The organism is Bacillus sp. J33, from assembly GCF_000518885.1.
Taxonomy (GTDB): Bacteria; Bacillota; Bacilli; order Bacillales; family Cytobacillaceae; genus Cytobacillus.
On sequence record NZ_JAEL01000064.1, the window covers coordinates 16,763 to 32,726 of the forward strand.

Here is a 15,964-nt window from a genome sequence, read left to right on the forward strand (position 1 = left end):
ATATAATACAAAGTTTTACAGGGAAATACTACAGGAAATGGTTGTATTTTTTGCAAATAAAAAGCCCGGCAATCTGCCGGGGCATCATTTACCTTTGTTCAACCCAAATCTCAATAGAAGGTCCATGTGCAGAAATGGAAGCTATTCCGCCAATCGGGATAGTTGCAAAGGGATGTACATGTCCAAAGTTTACATTAGCAATCACCGGTATTCCCTTTAGCTCTTTTTTTGAAGCTATAATCATTCGGAGAGCTTCCTCAGTCACTTGGGAGTTTTTCTGAAATCTGCCAATCAAAATTCCTTTAATGCCTCGCGCATCAGGAAGATGCAGCAATGATTGGAGATCCCTGTCAAACGCAAGTGGATGGGATTCCTCATCGTCTTCAATGAACAAGATTGAATTTTCAAGTGATGGCATGTATTCTGTTCCCTGCAGCAAATTTAGGGTAGATAGATTCCCGCCGATCAAAGTGCCTTCTGCCTGCCCTTCATGGAGAATCATATAGCCATCCTGTTTGATAAATTCCCGGTCTTCCTGATCCAAATACCACGGGTCATCACTCCAATGAGAAGAAGGGAAGATTTCATATGGAGCATCATTCGTAACAGCACTTATAAAAGATTCGAGGGTATATTCAAATCCATGCTTCACACCGAAGCTGGAAAAATGAGGGCCCGAATATGAGATTAATCCTGTCTTTCTATAAATTGCACCCTGCAATGCAGTGATATCACTGAATCCGCAAAATACCTTCGGGTTGCTTTTTATTAATTCAAAGTCTATGTATTTTAAAAGCTGGTTAGCGTTATAACCGCCGATTACCGTTAGTATCCCTTTTACATTCGGGTCCGCAAATGCATCATGAAGGTCATCAACTCTTTCTTCAATAGAGGAACTAAAAAACGCATCATGAACTTCTGCATTTTTTCCGAAAGTTACTGTAAAACCTAGCTGGTTCAACCTCTCTTGAGCGATTCTTAATTGTTCTCCCTTAATAATTGCCATGCTTCTGGACGGTGCAATAACCCTGATTTCATCACCTGGCTTTAAACGATCTGCAAGCACTCTGCTTCCTCCCCTTCTCCGTTAAATATCACTATTTTATCAGAGAACAAATGTAAGAAAAATGAAAGTTATCACGTAAAGGAAAAAGCTCCGCTATGAAAGCGGGGCCTTTATTATGTCTTATACAGTTACAGATTCTTTTCTTGGGGCATTCTTTGCTTTTTCAACAATATCTCTTGCAATCCAAACTCCGCAAGCGCCTGCCTGTGCAAGCCCCCTTGTTATTCCTGCACCATCTCCGCCTACATAAAGGCCGCTGATTTCTGTTTCAAATCGATCATTTAATCTCGGACGTGCAGAGTAAAACTTAGCTTCAACTCCATAGAAAAGTGTATGCTCGGATGCAAGGCCAGGCGATACATGGTTTAATGCTTCAGTCATTTCTACAAGACTTTTCATGGTGTTATATGGAAGAACAAGACCTAAATCACCAGGTACTGCTTCTTTTAAAGTCGGCTCAAGGAATCCTTCTTTGATCCTTTTCTCTGTCGACCTTCTGCCTTTTAAAATATCTCCATACTTCTGGACGATGATGCCTCCATTTGATAGGCTGTTCGCAAGCCTTGAAATTTCATGTGCATATTCATTAGGCTTATCAAATGGCTCAGAAAAGGTATGCGATACTAGCAATGCAAAATTTGTATTCGGACTTCCCAGTTTAGGATCTTTATAGGCATGGCCGTTCGCAAGCATTATTCCAGAGTGATTCTCTACTACTACATGGCCGGACGGGTTGCTGCAGAAAGTCCTGACTCTTGTACCCACAGATGTATTGAAGGTAAACTTGCCTTCATAAAGATGTTTATTAATCTCTTCCATGACTATATTAGAAGTTTCCACGCGGACGCCAATATCCACCTGGTTATTGATCATCTTTAAGCGGCGTGATTTTAAAAGATTCGCAAGCCAGACAGAGCCATCTCTTCCAGGTGCTACAACTACTTTTTCTGCATGGATTTCATCTCCGGATTTCAGCTTTACTCCTCTGATTTCATGACCATCAGCTGTTTTTTCCGTAATGAGATCCTCTACCTCAGTCTTGTAAGACATATCAATTTTTTCACGCAGATATTCATAGATGCTTTTTAAGATTTCAAGGTTCTGCTCTGTACCTAAATGCCTTACCTGGGCACGAAGCAGCTTCAAGCCAGCTGCATATCCGCGGCGCTCTATATCTCTTACTTCGTCAGTCATCGGATCGGTAATGCTTTCTGTAGCTCCATGCTTCAAGTTAATTTCATCTACATATTTTATTAATTCAACAACCTGGGAGTCAGGGAGATAGTCGGTCATCCATCCGCCGAATTCACTTGTTATATTGAATTTACCATCTGAATAAGCCCCTGCTCCACCAAATCCATTCGTAATTGAACATGCAGGCAGGCATCCTGCAAACTCTTTTCTGCCTGCTGCTGGCGGGCATTTTTCTATTTTTTTCTGTAAAATCGGACAATTCCTTCTATATATATCATGGCCTTTATCAATCAATAAGATATTCGCCTCAGGCATTTTCAGCGTTAGCTCATAGCAAGTAAAAATTCCGGCCGGACCAGCGCCGACAACAATTACATCATAATTTGTTTTCATCGTCCATTCCCCCAGACGCATTTTTCGTTAATTTCTTTAACCACAGGTAACTATATCAGATATAATTGAATTGGTCAATTTATTTACGAACTATATTTTTATTACTTTTTATTAATGTTCGTATTTAAAGCAGATTATTTATTATTCAATCAATTTAAATTATAGACGCTTACTAGTATTGTAATTGCTGAATAGATAGGAGGGAACATGACGTTTACGGCTGGATTTCCTCCCGTTTCGCGATGACTTTCTTCAAGTGCTCGCCTTGGGTACCAAATTTGAGATTTTTGATTCGCGGTATTTCCCCAAATGCGCGCGGTTTTTCCCGTATGCACGGTCCCTCTGCGTTTGGACACAAAAAAGAGGGCTGCCCCTTTAAGACAGCCCTCCCCTTTAAAATCCATTTTTATTACCATTTTCCGCAGCAGCATGCTCCGATAATGATCAATAAAATGAACAATACGACGATTAGGGCAAAGCCGCCATAACCGCCTCCTGCGTAAGCACCTGCTACTGGGTAGCCGTACCCAGGATAGCAAGGATCGTAACCTGCACCAGCAACTGCACCTTTATACATTAACAATCACTCCTCAACAAATTTTCTTGGGCATTTTCAATATCAATGTATGTGGCAGAGACTTGACCCGCATGTGTATTCGCCCAATTTTAATAAAAAAACGCTTCTCCGCATATTTAAGCCTTTATACGCTGGCTTTATTAGGGTACGATAACATTAGAAGACCAAAAGAAAATGGGGGATTCAAGCCAATGAAAAAAAAGAAAATCGGCATATATATTATTTTCATCACTTTCATTTATGGTTTGTATCATTTATTTGACAGCCTATCAAAGGCTGAAAGTGCCAATCCTACTAGCGTATATAATAAGCTCGCCGGAAATGAGAATATCAATTATTTCATCATCGGCGATAGCATTGGCAGGGGTTCAGGGGCTTCCTCCAAGTCAACAGCTTGGTTTACCCTCCTTGAAAGGCATTTAAGTAAAGAATATGGCATTAAAGCAAAGCGTCATTCATTAGTTCAAAGCGGTGCTACAGCTTTTGAAGGGCTCTATAAGCTTCAGGAATCCAAGCATTTCGGCAAAATTGATTTGACCTTTATCGTCTTCGGCGAGAACGACCGCAAATATATGGATGACACTCAATTTTCATATTTTTATGAAAGTCTGATCCGAAAGACAAAGCAGCTTTACCCTGATACAGAAATCATCACAATTACTGAAAATCCCCTTGACAATGAGGACTTCGCCCAGGCTATTGCTGCTATTTCACATCATTATGGAGCAAAAAACATTGATATGAGAAAGCCTTTTGCAGAAGCTGGACTCCCTGCTGAGGAACTGACAAAGGATATGGTCCATCCCAACGATGCTGGCTACAAAATTTATGCAGATACTTTATTTGAGAAGATTAAAGATCTGGTCGCAAATAAAGCAGATATCGCTTTCCTGACTGCTCCAATTCGTAAAGATACAGATTTTGAGATAGCATCCATCCCTCATGTTACAAATATATCCGGATCATTTATTCACAAAGACGGACTTTGGGAAAGCAGCAGTCCTGGTGATAGTCTAGAATACGAATTCGAGGGACCATTCCTTGGAGTAAATATGGTAAGAAGTGAAGTGGGCGGGAAATTGGATGTAATTATAGATGAAACTTTTGTAACTTCACTATCCGCCTGGTGGCCCCTTAAAAAACAAAGATATCAGTATATTATAAGCGGTCTGGAAAACGGGCCACACCATGTGAAATTTATCGTTTCAGATGAAATATCGGTTAATAACAGCAGGGAAGAAACAGTTATACAGATTTCTTCCATCCTGACCAAAGCAGAATAGAATTAATTTTTTCCTGAGTGGAAGAGGGGAAATACAATAATGAAGAGCTTATTAAAGAATTTCATAAATGGGATTCTAACCATTGTACCCATCATTTTAGCCATTTTTGTAGTGGTAAAAACCTTTTTGTTTCTTGATAGCATTATGGGGAATTTATTAAAGCCTTATTTGAAAGAAGATTATATCCCAGGTGCCGGCCTTTTGGCTACACTTGTTCTGATTACACTTTTAGGCTGGCTTTCAACAAAATTTATTACTGGTTCCATAATCCGGCTTGTTGATCGCCTTCTTGAAAAAATTCCTCTAGTTAAAACCATTTACTCAGTAATTAAAGATACTGTTCATTCCTTCTTGGGCGAAAAGAAATCTTTTTCCAAAGTGGCACTTGTTACAATACCAGGAACTGAAATGAAGAGTCTTGGATTCATAACTTCTGAAGAGTTAGAGGGATTTTACCATCCGCTGAAGGAACACATTGCGGTTTACGTTCCCCAAACATTTCAGGTTGCAGGCTTCACTTTTCTGGTACCGAAAGAGCAAGTGGAAATCATTGATGTTAGACCTGAAGCTGCAATGAAGTTTATCCTTTCAGGCGGGATGACCTCTAAGGGAACTCCTGAGAAGGAACGCAATTTGTAAAAAACAGATTCAAAAAGCCGCCCAATAAAGGCGGCTTTTCCTAATTACTTTGCTGTAACTGTCATAACTGTAGAAGAACCTCTTGTTACAGACCCTGCTGCTTTTTTCTCGAGGGATGCTAACTGGTCGCCGTTTGTCACAATAATAGGTGTTACTGTGCTTTTGGCTTTCTCTTTTACAAGCGCCAAATCAAACGTAACAAGCTTATCGCCTTCATTTACCCTGGATCCTTCAGTAACATGCATTTCAAATCCTTCACCTTTCATGGAAACAGTTTCCAGTCCGATATGAATTAAAATCTCTGCACCATTTTCTGCGCGGAGGCCAATAGCATGCTTTGTAGGGAATACCTGCACAATTTCTCCATTTACCGGTGAAACAACTACTCCTTCTGAAGGTTCAATGGCTATACCGTCCCCCATCATTTTTTCAGCAAATACAGGATCAGGTACTTCTTCAAGATTTACGGCGGTACCTGATAGAACAGCTTTAACTTCTACCGATTTTACAGTTTCCTTTTTGCCAAATAATTTCTTAAACATAGATACACCTTCCAATTCTTATTTTGCATCTTTAAATAATTGCAGATATTCTTTGTAGCCTTCTTCCTCAAGCTTTTCTTTAGGAATAAATCTAAGTGCTGCTGAGTTAATGCAGTAACGAAGGCCTTCAGGTCCCGGGCCATCATCAAAAACGTGGCCAAGATGGGAATCTGCTGTTTTGCTTCTTACTTCTGTTCTGACCATAAAATGGCTGAGGTCTTCTTTTTCAAGAACCTCTGCATCTTCGATAGGCTTGGTGAAGCTCGGCCATCCGCAGCCTGCATCGTATTTATCCTTTGAGCTGAAGAGAGGTTTTCCTGATACAATATCCACATATATTCCATCCCTGAATTCGTTCCAATATTCATTGCGGAATGGAGGTTCAGTTCCATTATTTTGGGTAACCTCATATTGCATCGGACTGAGTTTTTGCCTTAATTCCTCTTTATTTTTAGTCATTTGCTTTCACCCCAATGCTTCTTTATAAAAGCCTTTCTTCCAGACCCAGTCTGATAGGCTTCATATCTTTCCGGATTCTTCTTGTAATAATGCTGATGATAATCCTCTGCAGGGTAAAAGTCTGAAGCCGGAAGAATCTTGGTTACAATCGGTTTTGTAAAAGGGCCCTTTTCTTCAAGCATTCGTTTAGATTCCTCTGCTAATTGTTTTTGGGTTTCATTGTGATAAAAAATAGCGGTCTGGTAAGATTGGCCGCGATCATAAAATTGGCCGCCTTCATCTGTTGGGTCTATCTGCTGCCAATACAGCTCCAAAAGCTTCTTATAAGGGAAGACCTGTGGATCAAACAAGATTTGAACCGCTTCATAATGGCCAGTTGTTTCTGAACAGACTTCCTGATAAGTTGGGTTTTTTACATTTCCTCCGGTATAGCCGGAAATCACTTCCTTAATACCGGGCTGTTCATCAAACGGCTTCACCATACACCAAAAGCACCCGCCTGCAAATGTCGCTTTTTCATATTGTTTATCTCCCATTTTGTCCACCTCTTTCCGGCACTACCTTTTACTTTTTCCCTTTAAAAGGTGATTTTAAGCCATATACATAAGATTAATGAAATTATCTAATATATGCAAAAGAAACCCCTTCAAAGAAGAGGTTTCGGAATTTTTATATTCTTTTGTGCTTAATACCTGCACTGATTTTCTTCCAGCGTTTACGTTCCTCTGATTGAGCCCTTTTATCCTGCTTTCTGTCCAAATAAGCAAGCTCCCTGAGAAGCTTTTTGTAGCTATTTAGGCGTGCAATAGAGATGGCTCCTTCCTCGATTTGCTGAATTACGGCACATCCTGGTTCATTATCATGCGAACAGTCCCTGAATCTGCACTTTTCCGCGGCTTTTTCAATATCTGTAAAGCTTTCAGAAAGTCCGCTGTTGCTTTCCCAAAGCTGAAGCTCCCTCATGCCCGGGGTGTCAATAAGAACTGTCCCCTCAGGCAGCAGTATGAGTTCGCGATGGGTAGTTGTATGCTTTCCCTTATCATCGCTTTCCCTAATATCCTGGACCCTTTGCTTTTCATGTCCAAGGAGGTAATTTATAAGGGTGGATTTTCCTACTCCAGATGATCCAAGCAGTGCAATTGTTTTTCCTGGCAAAAGATAAGGTTTAAGGCTGTCTATCCCTTTCTCTTCCAATACACTTATTGATACAATTGGGACTCCCATGGCAACACTCTCAACCTCGGCCATCTTCTCCTGTACACTGCTGCAGAGATCTGCCTTTGTTAGAACGATTACAGGGTTAGCCCCGCTTTCCCAGGATAAAAGCAAATACCTTTCCAATCTTCTTAAGTTTAAGTCCTCATTAAGTGAATTGACAAGGAATATGGTATCCACGTTAGCTGCAACAATTTGTTCCTCAGTACTTAATCCTGCAGATTTCCTTGAAAACTTGCTTTTTCTAGGAAGAACAGCATGTATTGTTCCACGCTGCTCTCCAACCCTTTCTTTAATTACAACCCAATCGCCTACTGCAGGATAATCTTCCCTGTCAGCAGCCCCAAAGGAAAATTTGCCCGTTACTTCACAAAGCAGCTCTCCATTTTCTGTCCACACACGGTACATCTTTTTATGTTCTAATGCGACACGGCCGATTTGGTACTCATTCTCTTCATATGCTGAAAAAGCTTCTCTAAAAAACTCATCAAACCCATATTTATAAATTGTCAATGTTAGTTCCTCCACGCTTATTAGTAATTGGAAGGCATATCTGATGCCTGTTCCATTATTTTTGCAAATAAAAAACCATAGGCTAGCAGCCCATGGTTTGATAAGCAAGTTTAAATAAGCATAGAAAACACATTGATGCTCTCACTTAATAAACGAATTCCATTTGGGCTGTGCCTGAACTATTTACAATGGACTTATAAACAAAAATTTCTCTTTTCATAACACATCACCCGCTTTCGTTTATTTGTATTCATTATATGGAAGATTACGCCAAAAGTAAAGTCTTTATTTAAACATTTTTCGAATGTGACACTGCCCCCAAAAAGTGCATATGTTAATGAAGAAAGCAAAGGAAGATAGGAGCGAGGAGTATGCCAAATAATAGAAACCTTCAATGGTATTTCCAAAAAGCTGCTAAGTATGATCTGCTGGCTCAGTACTTTAAATATATAAATCCTGCTAAGCATATTGACTATTATTATAAACATTTGCGCTGTATGAACTATGCCGTGCAAATGATGCGTACAGGCAATAGGATTTCTGCGGGAGATTCACTTCGGCAAGGGCCGGCAAAAGTGCGCATATTCCATTCATCACCTGATGCAGGCCCGGTTGATATTTATATAAATGGCTTTAGAATTCTAAAAGATTTCGCTTTTAAAGAAGACAGTGATTATTTATCATTCCCTGGGGGACAATACCAGGTTGATATATATCCAGCTGGCAACATGGTTTCTGCTGTTTTTAGCAGAAAGATTTCCGTTGAATCTGGCAAATTCTATACGGCTGCAGCTGCCGGCAATGCTTCCAAATTAAAACTTCTCTTACTGGAAGATCAGCCAGCAGTATCTCCAGGTGAAACGAAAATCAGGTTTGTCCATCTTACACCAGATGCCCCTGCTGTAGATATTGCCGTAAAGAACCGTGATGTGATTTTTCAGGATATATCTTTTCCCAAAGCTAGCGAATACCTGGCTCTAACACCAATGACTGTCGATCTCGAAGCAAGAATAGCAGGCACTTCCAATGTGGTTCTATCCATGCCGCGTATTCAATTTAAAGCAGATCAGGCGTATACTATCCTGGCTGTTGGATCGGCAGTAAGTGAACCTGAATTGGAAGCTATGATTATTCCAGGCTGAAGCGGTGACGCATTATTGCACAAAAAAGGAATCCCTCAGCAGTGAGAGGATTCCTTTTTTATGCTTTACTATTTTACCGGAACCAGAAGTGTAAATCTAATATCGTTTTGTCTTAAATTAAATTCATCCACTTTCACTTTCACATCGCTTTTAAGCTTCATTTTCTGCATCGATACGTAGATTCTTTCTTCTTTTGGCTGGATGATCACTCCCTCAGGCAGCTTGTACCGATCTCTGACCAGTTTGAGAACATGTGAGACTGGCAGGTTCATCTGCCCGACGGAAATCGATTTTTGCTGAAGAACCACATCTCCGTTTTCCAAAGCTTCAGGCTCAAACGAAAGCTTCATTTGCAGATCCTGGCTGAAAAAAGGAATAGAACCGTATAAGTCTACTTCATCATTCAGCAGCACTTTATAGTCAATTGCTCCATCTGTCAGCCCTTCTTTTTCTAAATAGTGGTTGATTACCCTATTCAAGTCTTCTTTATTAGCCTGAATGCTAAAAGGAACATAGTTATCTTCATTCATATTTTCTGCTATGTAATCTTGATCTTTAGCCGGCAAACTAATAAGAATAAGCAAAAAAACCAAAATAATTGCATTGATTGCCATTAAAATAAAAAAGAGCCTTTTCCATTTATTACCTTTCAATTACAATCTCTCCATTTCCTGCTGAATCCTTCTTATACGGCAGCTCTTTTAGAACTTCCTCTGTCAATGTTTCATGAACACGCCCTGCAATTAACTCATACCCTTTATCATTGGGATGAAAATAATCGGTAAACAGAAGGTTTTCCTGTGTATTTTGGAAGATATCATCTATTTCCACAAAATATGTTCCTGGATACTGTTCCAGAATGGATTGGCTAGTGCGGTTCCACCCTTCAAGAATATCATTAATTTCCCTAATTTCAGAAAACCACTTTAAGAAAGGGTTATATAATCCTATTAAAACAATCCTGATATTTGGATTTACCTCTCGAATCGTATTTAAAACCGCTATGAGATTCTTTTCATAATTTATCTTTTCCTTCGCGAAAGCTTTAAGCTTCAGATTTGAGAAGTTTTCACGCACTACCTTCATGACATCATTTCCGCCGATCGTGATAACCACAACATCTGACTTCTTTATTACATTTTGTACTTCTTCAGACGCCAATTTTTTTAATAATTGATCGGACCGGTTGCCTTTAACCCCAAAGTTATAAAAAGCCGCATCTTGAACACTTTTATCCTTTTCCAATTGCTCTTCCAGATAAGGCAGATAGCCACCCCTATCAGTACTGTCGCCTACACCTTGCGTTAAAGAATCCCCAACTGTAGCAATTGTAAGATTTCTTGGAAAGAAATTCAGCGGAACTTGTTCTTTAGGTTTTAATTCAGATTTTTTAACAGGCTGTAGGGTATCCTGATTGGAACTTAAACTGCAGGAAACCAGAAGCATCATGCATGAAAAAATGAAGGTGAATTTTTTTAGCATTCTATCACCTGCCTTATTTGTGTCATTCATATTATAACATGTGCCCTTTTTATACAAGTAACAAACGGCTATATAATTCTGTTCAATTTCAGCAGAAGGAAAAGGCTCTTTTCTCACAAATTGTTTTTTTCCTTATGAATACTGCCCGCTGGAGCCAAATGCCTCCGCTTCAATCAACTCGTTAACCTTTCTTAGAATAAAAAAAGCAAAAAACTTACGAAAACAGCCTAAAGAAAAATAGACCTTTCAAAAGGTCTATTGCAAAGCTTTAATATCCTTAATAATTTCATCTAAAGGAATTTCTGCCAGTCCGGTATAGTATTTCATAACTTTTCCTTCCTGGTCAACCAAGTAAAAGTCAGTTCCGTGAATTACCTGGTCTCCAGTTTGGGGTTTTTTTACAATTGCTTTAAAGTTTTCCATCGCATACTGCTCAATTTCTGCCTGTTGATAGCCAGTCAGGAAGTGCCAGTTGCTGAAGTCTGCATTGTATTGCGAGCCAAAATCTTTCAGGACTTCTGGTGTATCCACTGTCGGATCTACACTGAAGGATACGAATTCGATATTTTCAATTCCCTCTTCCTCTGCAAGCTGCTGAAGCTTTTTCATATTGGCTGTCATTGGCATACAAACATCTTCACAATTTGTGAAAATAAAATCTGCAACCCATACCTTGCCTTCCAGATCCTTTAATCCAAATTCCTTATTCTCTTGGTTTTTATAAGTAAAGTCTGCAAGTTCCCAATTTAGCGCATTCTTTATCCCGCTTTGACCGCATGCTGATAGAAACAGCATGGCAGCAATTCCAATTACTGCTAAAACCTTTAATTTCATAATTTCACCTGCTTTAATTAGTTACGAAGCTAATTTTAGCAAATATTCATGATAGAAGAAAGAAATACTTGTGACAAACGTGTGAACAGAATCGCTTTCATCAATCATATTACTCCTTTACTGACCGGCCTATTCTTAAGGGCAGCATTATTGATTTGTTACCGCCATTCATTCTCTGGCCTTTTTCCGCATGCTGCCGCGTCGTAATAAATGCCAATTAGATAAATCCTTATTCCCCTGAATTATTTTTTATTGCCTTTTCCTAAATCATAATAAACATGGGGTAAAGCACTATCATTCATCAATTGCAGTCCCCGATGCTCGTGCTTTCAGCCTGCCTTCCTCAGGAGCCAAATGAAAAAAAACACCCTTATTAAATGATTAGGGGCATTTGACTTATCATTTGTCATACTTTCATAAAAGGACTTAATGAATAAAGAATAATTGATTTGGACGGCTATTTTATGAATCTTGTATTTTTTCTTTTCCGCACAAAGATATTCACATGATTGAGGTTTATTATTTTTTAAATAACATTAGGCTGTGTTAAAGCTTATTGTTGATTTTAGCACCCTGTTGATTGGAGCGGAAGGTGCGAGACTCCTGCGGGAGAAGCGTGTCAGCGGGAGACCCCGCAGGTGCGAATGCACCGAGGAGCGTCGGACCGCCTGCGGAAAGCGAGTGCCTGCAGCGGAAATCAACAGGCAAATTTAACAGAGCCTAACATTTAAAAGCATGGCTTCAATAGAAACCATGCTTGCTTATTCGATTTAATCTTCCAGATAGTACATAAAGCCAATTGCACCAGGCCCTGTATGAGTACTGATAATAGGTGTTGTTTCTTCAATTTCAACTTTGTCGTATGCCGTCATCTCCTCAATAAGCCTTTTCAGTTTGGAAGCAAGCTCATATCCTTCTGCATGAACGAGACCAACACCCTTAATAGCTTTTCCTTTTACATCTTCAGCAAATTGTTTTGCCAAATATTTAGCAACCTGGTTATGACTTCTCACTTTCGCAACAGGTGTATAAACTCCTCCTTCGAGCGAAGCAATTGGTTTAATATTAAGCAAGGAGCCAATCATTGCTTTCCCTTTGCCAATCCTTCCACCTTTTACGAGGTTTTCAAGTGTGTCTACCACGACAAATAATTTTGAACTTTCCCGAACCGTATTTAATCGCTCTACAATTTCCTGAACACTTTTACCTTCCTTGGCCAATTTGGCTGCTTCCAAGACTTGAAAGGCCAATGCTTTGGAAATATATCTTGAATCTACAACAGTTACGTTAGCAGATGACATTCCTGCTGCACTTTCAGCTGAGCGGACTGTCCCGCTCATTCCGCCAGTCATATGAATGGAAATTATATCATACCCTTCTTCGCCAAAGCGGTCATAAACCTCTACAAATGCCCCCGCAGGCGGCTGTGAACTTTTTGGAAGCTCGTTGGCTTCCTTCATTTTTCTTATAAACTCCGAGGGAGTAATATCTACTCTGTCCAAATATGTATTTCCTTCAATGTGAATAGTTAATGGAACCACTTCAATAGCATATTTGTCAATGATCTCGCTTGAAAGATCAGCTGTTGAATCTGTTACGATTTTAATTTTACTCATAAAACATTCACTTCCCTGCATTCACAATTAGTTCATATTATACATTTACCAAAACCACAAATAAAGCAAAATCAAATTCGAGCAATCGCTTTCAGTTCTTTCTTGGACGCTTTATCACAAAAATAAAAAGGGTACCGGCAACTGCCGGTACCCAAGGTGTTAGGCATTATTCTTTAATTCTGGAGTTTTAAAGATTTCTTCATACACCGGCCATTTCAAAACTCTTTTTAAATATTCTCTAAATGACCTGCTTCTAATTGTTCTTTCATTGCCGTATACGGCAGTAATAAAGGTTTGTAAACGGACTTGGATCATAAAATAATAGGGGCTATCTTTTTCCAATACAGGAATTTCAACAATTTTTACCTTCTGTCCAACAGCATTTTTGAACTCTAGGCTTTTGAATAGCAAAATATCAATCCTCTTTTTCACCCGTTTGTTTATATTATACCCCAAGTACAACTCGAAATGTGTCTGAATATGCTGCCAAACTAATTTTTTTATTTTGCCTTATTTAAGCTTGCCTGCTGATTTATTTCTCAGGGATGCCTGCTTCTCGGGACGGTCAGATGCTTCTCTTACTCCTTGAGCCTGAAGTTCACCCTTTGACTCCTCCTCCGATTGGAATCCTGCTCCTTCACCTCCAATCAGCAGAGGGACAAAATCAACAATGCTAGAGTCGTTAGTCTGCCGGCAAGAAAACGGTGAATTTATTAAGAACAGTGGGAAAGAAATACTTCCCCTCATCTTATTTAGCCGTTTTTTTCTTTATATCCTCTTCCAATTCTTCCATTACATCACTTGTCAAGCCGCGGGTTGACTTCTTAAATTCCCTTAAGGTATCCCCAAAAGCACGCCCAATTTCCGGCAGTTTTTTTGGACCAAAAAGGATAAGAGCCAAAACAAGTATTAAAATTAACCCTGGAAAGCCGATATTTGAAAGCATGGAGTACATCCCCTTTAAAATACAATGTGGTAAATCTAAAATGATTATAGTATTTTTCAAGGCAAATGTCGCAGGTACAGAAAAAAGTTCATATTTAATTCACAAAGGCACTCTTTTATCAAAAATTGTTGTTTTACATATAAATTCTGCCCGTCGCTTTCAGCCCGGGGTACTCAAGCTTTCCCCAGGGAGGAATGAGTACCTCCGCGGCAATCAACTCAGTTGGTTAACCTTTATTACCTGAATAGATGCGAACTTTACGAAAACAGCGTTCACAAAAGAAGCTTACAGCTTAAATGCTCAATTACAATGGATAGTTTCATATCAGACCAATAAGTGAAAAAGGTTGCTGTCTTTGTTTATCTCCTTATAGGAGAACCCTTTTTTATTCATTCTTACTATTAAATCACTATAGTCTTCCTTATGCTTTAATTCTATCCCGACGAGAGCAGGCCCATTTTCTTTATTATTTTTTTTCGTGTATTCAAAACGGGTAATATCATCAGTTGGTCCGAGCACTTCGTCAAGAAACTCTCTTAAGGCACCCGCACGCTGAGGAAAATTAACAATAAAGTGGTAAAGCAGGCCTTCATACAGCAAGGATCTTTCCTTTATTTCCTGCATGCGTCCAATATCATTGTTGCCTCCGCTGATCACACAAACAACGTTCTTTCCTTTAATTTGTTCCCTGTATAAATCAAGCGCTGCAATAGGCATCGCTCCAGCGGGCTCAGCCACTATCGCATGCTCATTATATAATTCCAGGATAGTTGTGCAGATTTTTCCTTCAGGAACCATTAAAATATCATCAACAAGCTCAGTGCAAATTTCATAGGTCTTTTCACCGACACACTTTACTGCTGCCCCATCTACAAACTTATCAATTTCATTGAGAGGAATCACTGTTTGAGTTTTAATTGATTCACTCATTGAGGGGGCTCCTTCCGGCTCTACTCCAATCATCTGTGTTTCCGGAGAGATGCTTTTTATGTATGTGCTTAGGCCTGCCATAAGCCCGCCTCCGCCAATACTAGCAAAAACATAATCTACGGGCTCCTCGCAGTCATTTAGCATTTCAACTGCTACGGTACCCTGTCCGGCAATTACCTTTTCATCATCGAATGGATGTATAAATGCCCTGCTCTCAGCCTCTGCACATTTTATAGCTTCATAATAGGAATCATCAAACGTGTCTCCTACAAGGATAATTTCAACAGATTCCCGTCCAAACAGTTCGACCTGGCTTACTTTTTGTCTGGGCGTAGTGGCCGGCATAAATATTTTCCCCTGAACGCCAAGATGCCTGCAGGCATACGCAACTCCTTGGGCATGGTTTCCTGCACTTGCGCAGACAACTCCGTTTTTAAGTTCTGCTGCATCTAAAGATTTAACTTTATAGTAGGCACCTCTTAATTTAAATGAGCGGACATGCTGCAGGTCTTCTCTTTTCAAATAAACATTGCACCCATATTTTTCTGATAGCCGTTCATTTTTCTGTAAAGGCGTATGGGCAACAATATCCTTTAGCTGCTGGTATGCAATTAAAATGTCTTCCAACTGCACCCATTTCTTTGTCATAACCTTCTGTTCCATTTTGCCACCCTCTTCTTTACAAGTTATTAATTTGTACATTATACCATGTGAAATCACGATTTCAATCCCATATTTTTAAAATTTATATTTTTCGAATTACTTTTATGGGTAGATTTAAAGGAAACCAACATATAATAAGCAAAAGTTCATTCATTTTTAGGTAGTGTCAAAAGATTTATGAAAACTACCTAAAGGGTTAGTTTCTCTCCTATTTACTGGATGGAGATGCGCCGCAATCGCTCTTGACAAACACGCCAATGGTTTGAGGATTGTTTAACAAGGGCGAAGGGAACAAAAGAAGGCATACCAAATAAGCCCTTGGTTGTTTCCATTTTAAACCATTGGCAAGTTCGGTTTGTCAAGAGTTCGCTCCGCCGATTGCTGAATTAGCTTAAGGGCTCAGCTAAACAAAAAGTTAGGCTTGTCTTTGTTCTACTATCCATTGTTGTGCTAATCCAATGAGCTTTGTC

General features: G+C 39.5%; 17 protein-coding genes. 3 read left to right on the forward strand and 14 right to left on the reverse strand.

All coding sequences use genetic code 11. The annotated features are described in order from the left end of the window. Positions 1-88: 88 nt before the first annotated feature. The 3 genes from L634_RS0117565 to L634_RS0117580 all read right to left on the reverse strand — a co-directional run bounded on the left by L634_RS0117565 (position 89) and on the right by L634_RS0117580 (position 3,230). On the reverse strand, positions 89-1,066 hold the full coding sequence (locus L634_RS0117565; protein WP_026583580.1) for a S66 family peptidase: 978 nt from the start codon (positions 1,064-1,066) through the stop codon (positions 89-91). Positions 1,067-1,186: 120 nt separating this feature from the next. Next, the gene (locus L634_RS0117570) at positions 1,187-2,653 is read right to left on the reverse strand and encodes an NAD(P)/FAD-dependent oxidoreductase (RefSeq protein ID WP_026583581.1); all 1,467 of its coding nucleotides are present in this window, start codon (positions 2,651-2,653) and stop codon (positions 1,187-1,189) included. 409 nt (positions 2,654-3,062) lie between these two features. Next, complete coding sequence (locus tag L634_RS0117580; RefSeq protein ID WP_026583583.1) at positions 3,063-3,230, reverse strand: YjcZ family sporulation protein; 168 nt, start codon at positions 3,228-3,230, stop codon at positions 3,063-3,065. Positions 3,231-3,421: 191 nt separating this feature from the next. On the opposite strand from L634_RS0117580, the gene L634_RS0117585 reads away from it, so the two are divergent. Together L634_RS0117585 and L634_RS0117590 are read left to right on the forward strand one after the other, a co-directional pair. Then, positions 3,422-4,513 (forward strand): SGNH/GDSL hydrolase family protein, encoded by a 1,092-nt coding sequence (locus L634_RS0117585; RefSeq protein ID WP_026583584.1) that lies wholly within the window; start codon positions 3,422-3,424, stop codon positions 4,511-4,513. A gap of 39 nt (positions 4,514-4,552) precedes the next feature. Continuing rightward, a complete protein-coding gene (locus L634_RS0117590) occupies positions 4,553-5,152 on the forward strand; it encodes a DUF502 domain-containing protein (protein ID WP_026583585.1) in 600 nt (199 codons plus the stop codon). A 44-nt stretch (positions 5,153-5,196) separates the two neighbouring features. Here L634_RS0117590 and L634_RS0117595 read toward each other — a convergent pair whose 3' ends face one another. The 4 genes from L634_RS0117595 to rsgA form a co-directional block, all read right to left on the reverse strand. Next, positions 5,197-5,694, reverse strand: coding sequence for a PTS sugar transporter subunit IIA (locus tag L634_RS0117595; protein WP_026583586.1), 498 nt, complete (start codon positions 5,692-5,694; stop codon positions 5,197-5,199). An 18-nt stretch (positions 5,695-5,712) separates the two neighbouring features. Further along, on the reverse strand, positions 5,713-6,153 hold the full coding sequence (msrB, locus tag L634_RS0117600; RefSeq protein WP_026583587.1) for a peptide-methionine (R)-S-oxide reductase MsrB: 441 nt from the start codon (positions 6,151-6,153) through the stop codon (positions 5,713-5,715). Continuing rightward, on the reverse strand, positions 6,150-6,689 hold the full coding sequence (gene msrA, locus L634_RS0117605) for a peptide-methionine (S)-S-oxide reductase MsrA (RefSeq protein ID WP_026583588.1): 540 nt from the start codon (positions 6,687-6,689) through the stop codon (positions 6,150-6,152). Before msrA ends, msrB begins: the two co-directional genes overlap by 4 nt. Before the next feature lie 133 nt (positions 6,690-6,822). After that, entirely contained in the window at positions 6,823-7,881 is a 1,059-nt protein-coding gene (gene rsgA / locus L634_RS0117610; RefSeq protein ID WP_026583589.1) for a ribosome small subunit-dependent GTPase A, read from the reverse strand. 371 nt (positions 7,882-8,252) lie between these two features. Between rsgA and L634_RS0117615 the strand changes: the two genes are divergently transcribed. After that, the gene (locus L634_RS0117615; protein WP_026583590.1) at positions 8,253-9,023 is read left to right on the forward strand and encodes a DUF4397 domain-containing protein; all 771 of its coding nucleotides are present in this window, start codon (positions 8,253-8,255) and stop codon (positions 9,021-9,023) included. A gap of 68 nt (positions 9,024-9,091) precedes the next feature. Here L634_RS0117615 and L634_RS0117620 read toward each other — a convergent pair whose 3' ends face one another. From L634_RS0117620 to ilvA, 7 genes are all read right to left on the reverse strand, one after another. After that, on the reverse strand, positions 9,092-9,676 hold the full coding sequence (locus L634_RS0117620) for a YpmS family protein (RefSeq protein WP_026583591.1): 585 nt from the start codon (positions 9,674-9,676) through the stop codon (positions 9,092-9,094). Beyond that, positions 9,666-10,505 carry an SGNH/GDSL hydrolase family protein gene (locus L634_RS0117625; protein WP_026583592.1) on the reverse strand — a complete coding sequence of 280 codons (840 nt, stop codon included), beginning with the start codon at positions 10,503-10,505 and terminating at the stop codon, positions 9,666-9,668. Before L634_RS0117625 ends, L634_RS0117620 begins: the two co-directional genes overlap by 11 nt. A 255-nt stretch (positions 10,506-10,760) precedes the next feature. Continuing rightward, positions 10,761-11,339 carry an SCO family protein gene (locus L634_RS0117630; protein ID WP_026583593.1) on the reverse strand — a complete coding sequence of 193 codons (579 nt, stop codon included), beginning with the start codon at positions 11,337-11,339 and terminating at the stop codon, positions 10,761-10,763. Between the two features lie 770 nt (positions 11,340-12,109). Then, positions 12,110-12,955: a DegV family protein gene (locus L634_RS0117635; protein ID WP_026583594.1), complete on the reverse strand. Its 846-nt coding sequence runs from the start codon at positions 12,953-12,955 to the stop codon at positions 12,110-12,112. Positions 12,956-13,114: 159 nt separating this feature from the next. Further along, on the reverse strand, positions 13,115-13,366 hold the full coding sequence (locus tag L634_RS0117640) for a DUF2535 family protein (RefSeq protein ID WP_026583595.1): 252 nt from the start codon (positions 13,364-13,366) through the stop codon (positions 13,115-13,117). Positions 13,367-13,703: 337 nt separating this feature from the next. Next, positions 13,704-13,901: a twin-arginine translocase TatA/TatE family subunit gene (gene tatA, locus L634_RS0117650; protein ID WP_026583597.1), complete on the reverse strand. Its 198-nt coding sequence runs from the start codon at positions 13,899-13,901 to the stop codon at positions 13,704-13,706. A 324-nt stretch (positions 13,902-14,225) separates the two neighbouring features. Next, entirely contained in the window at positions 14,226-15,494 is a 1,269-nt protein-coding gene (ilvA, locus tag L634_RS0117660) for a threonine ammonia-lyase IlvA (RefSeq protein ID WP_026583599.1), read from the reverse strand. Between the last annotated feature and the right edge of the window lie 470 nt (positions 15,495-15,964).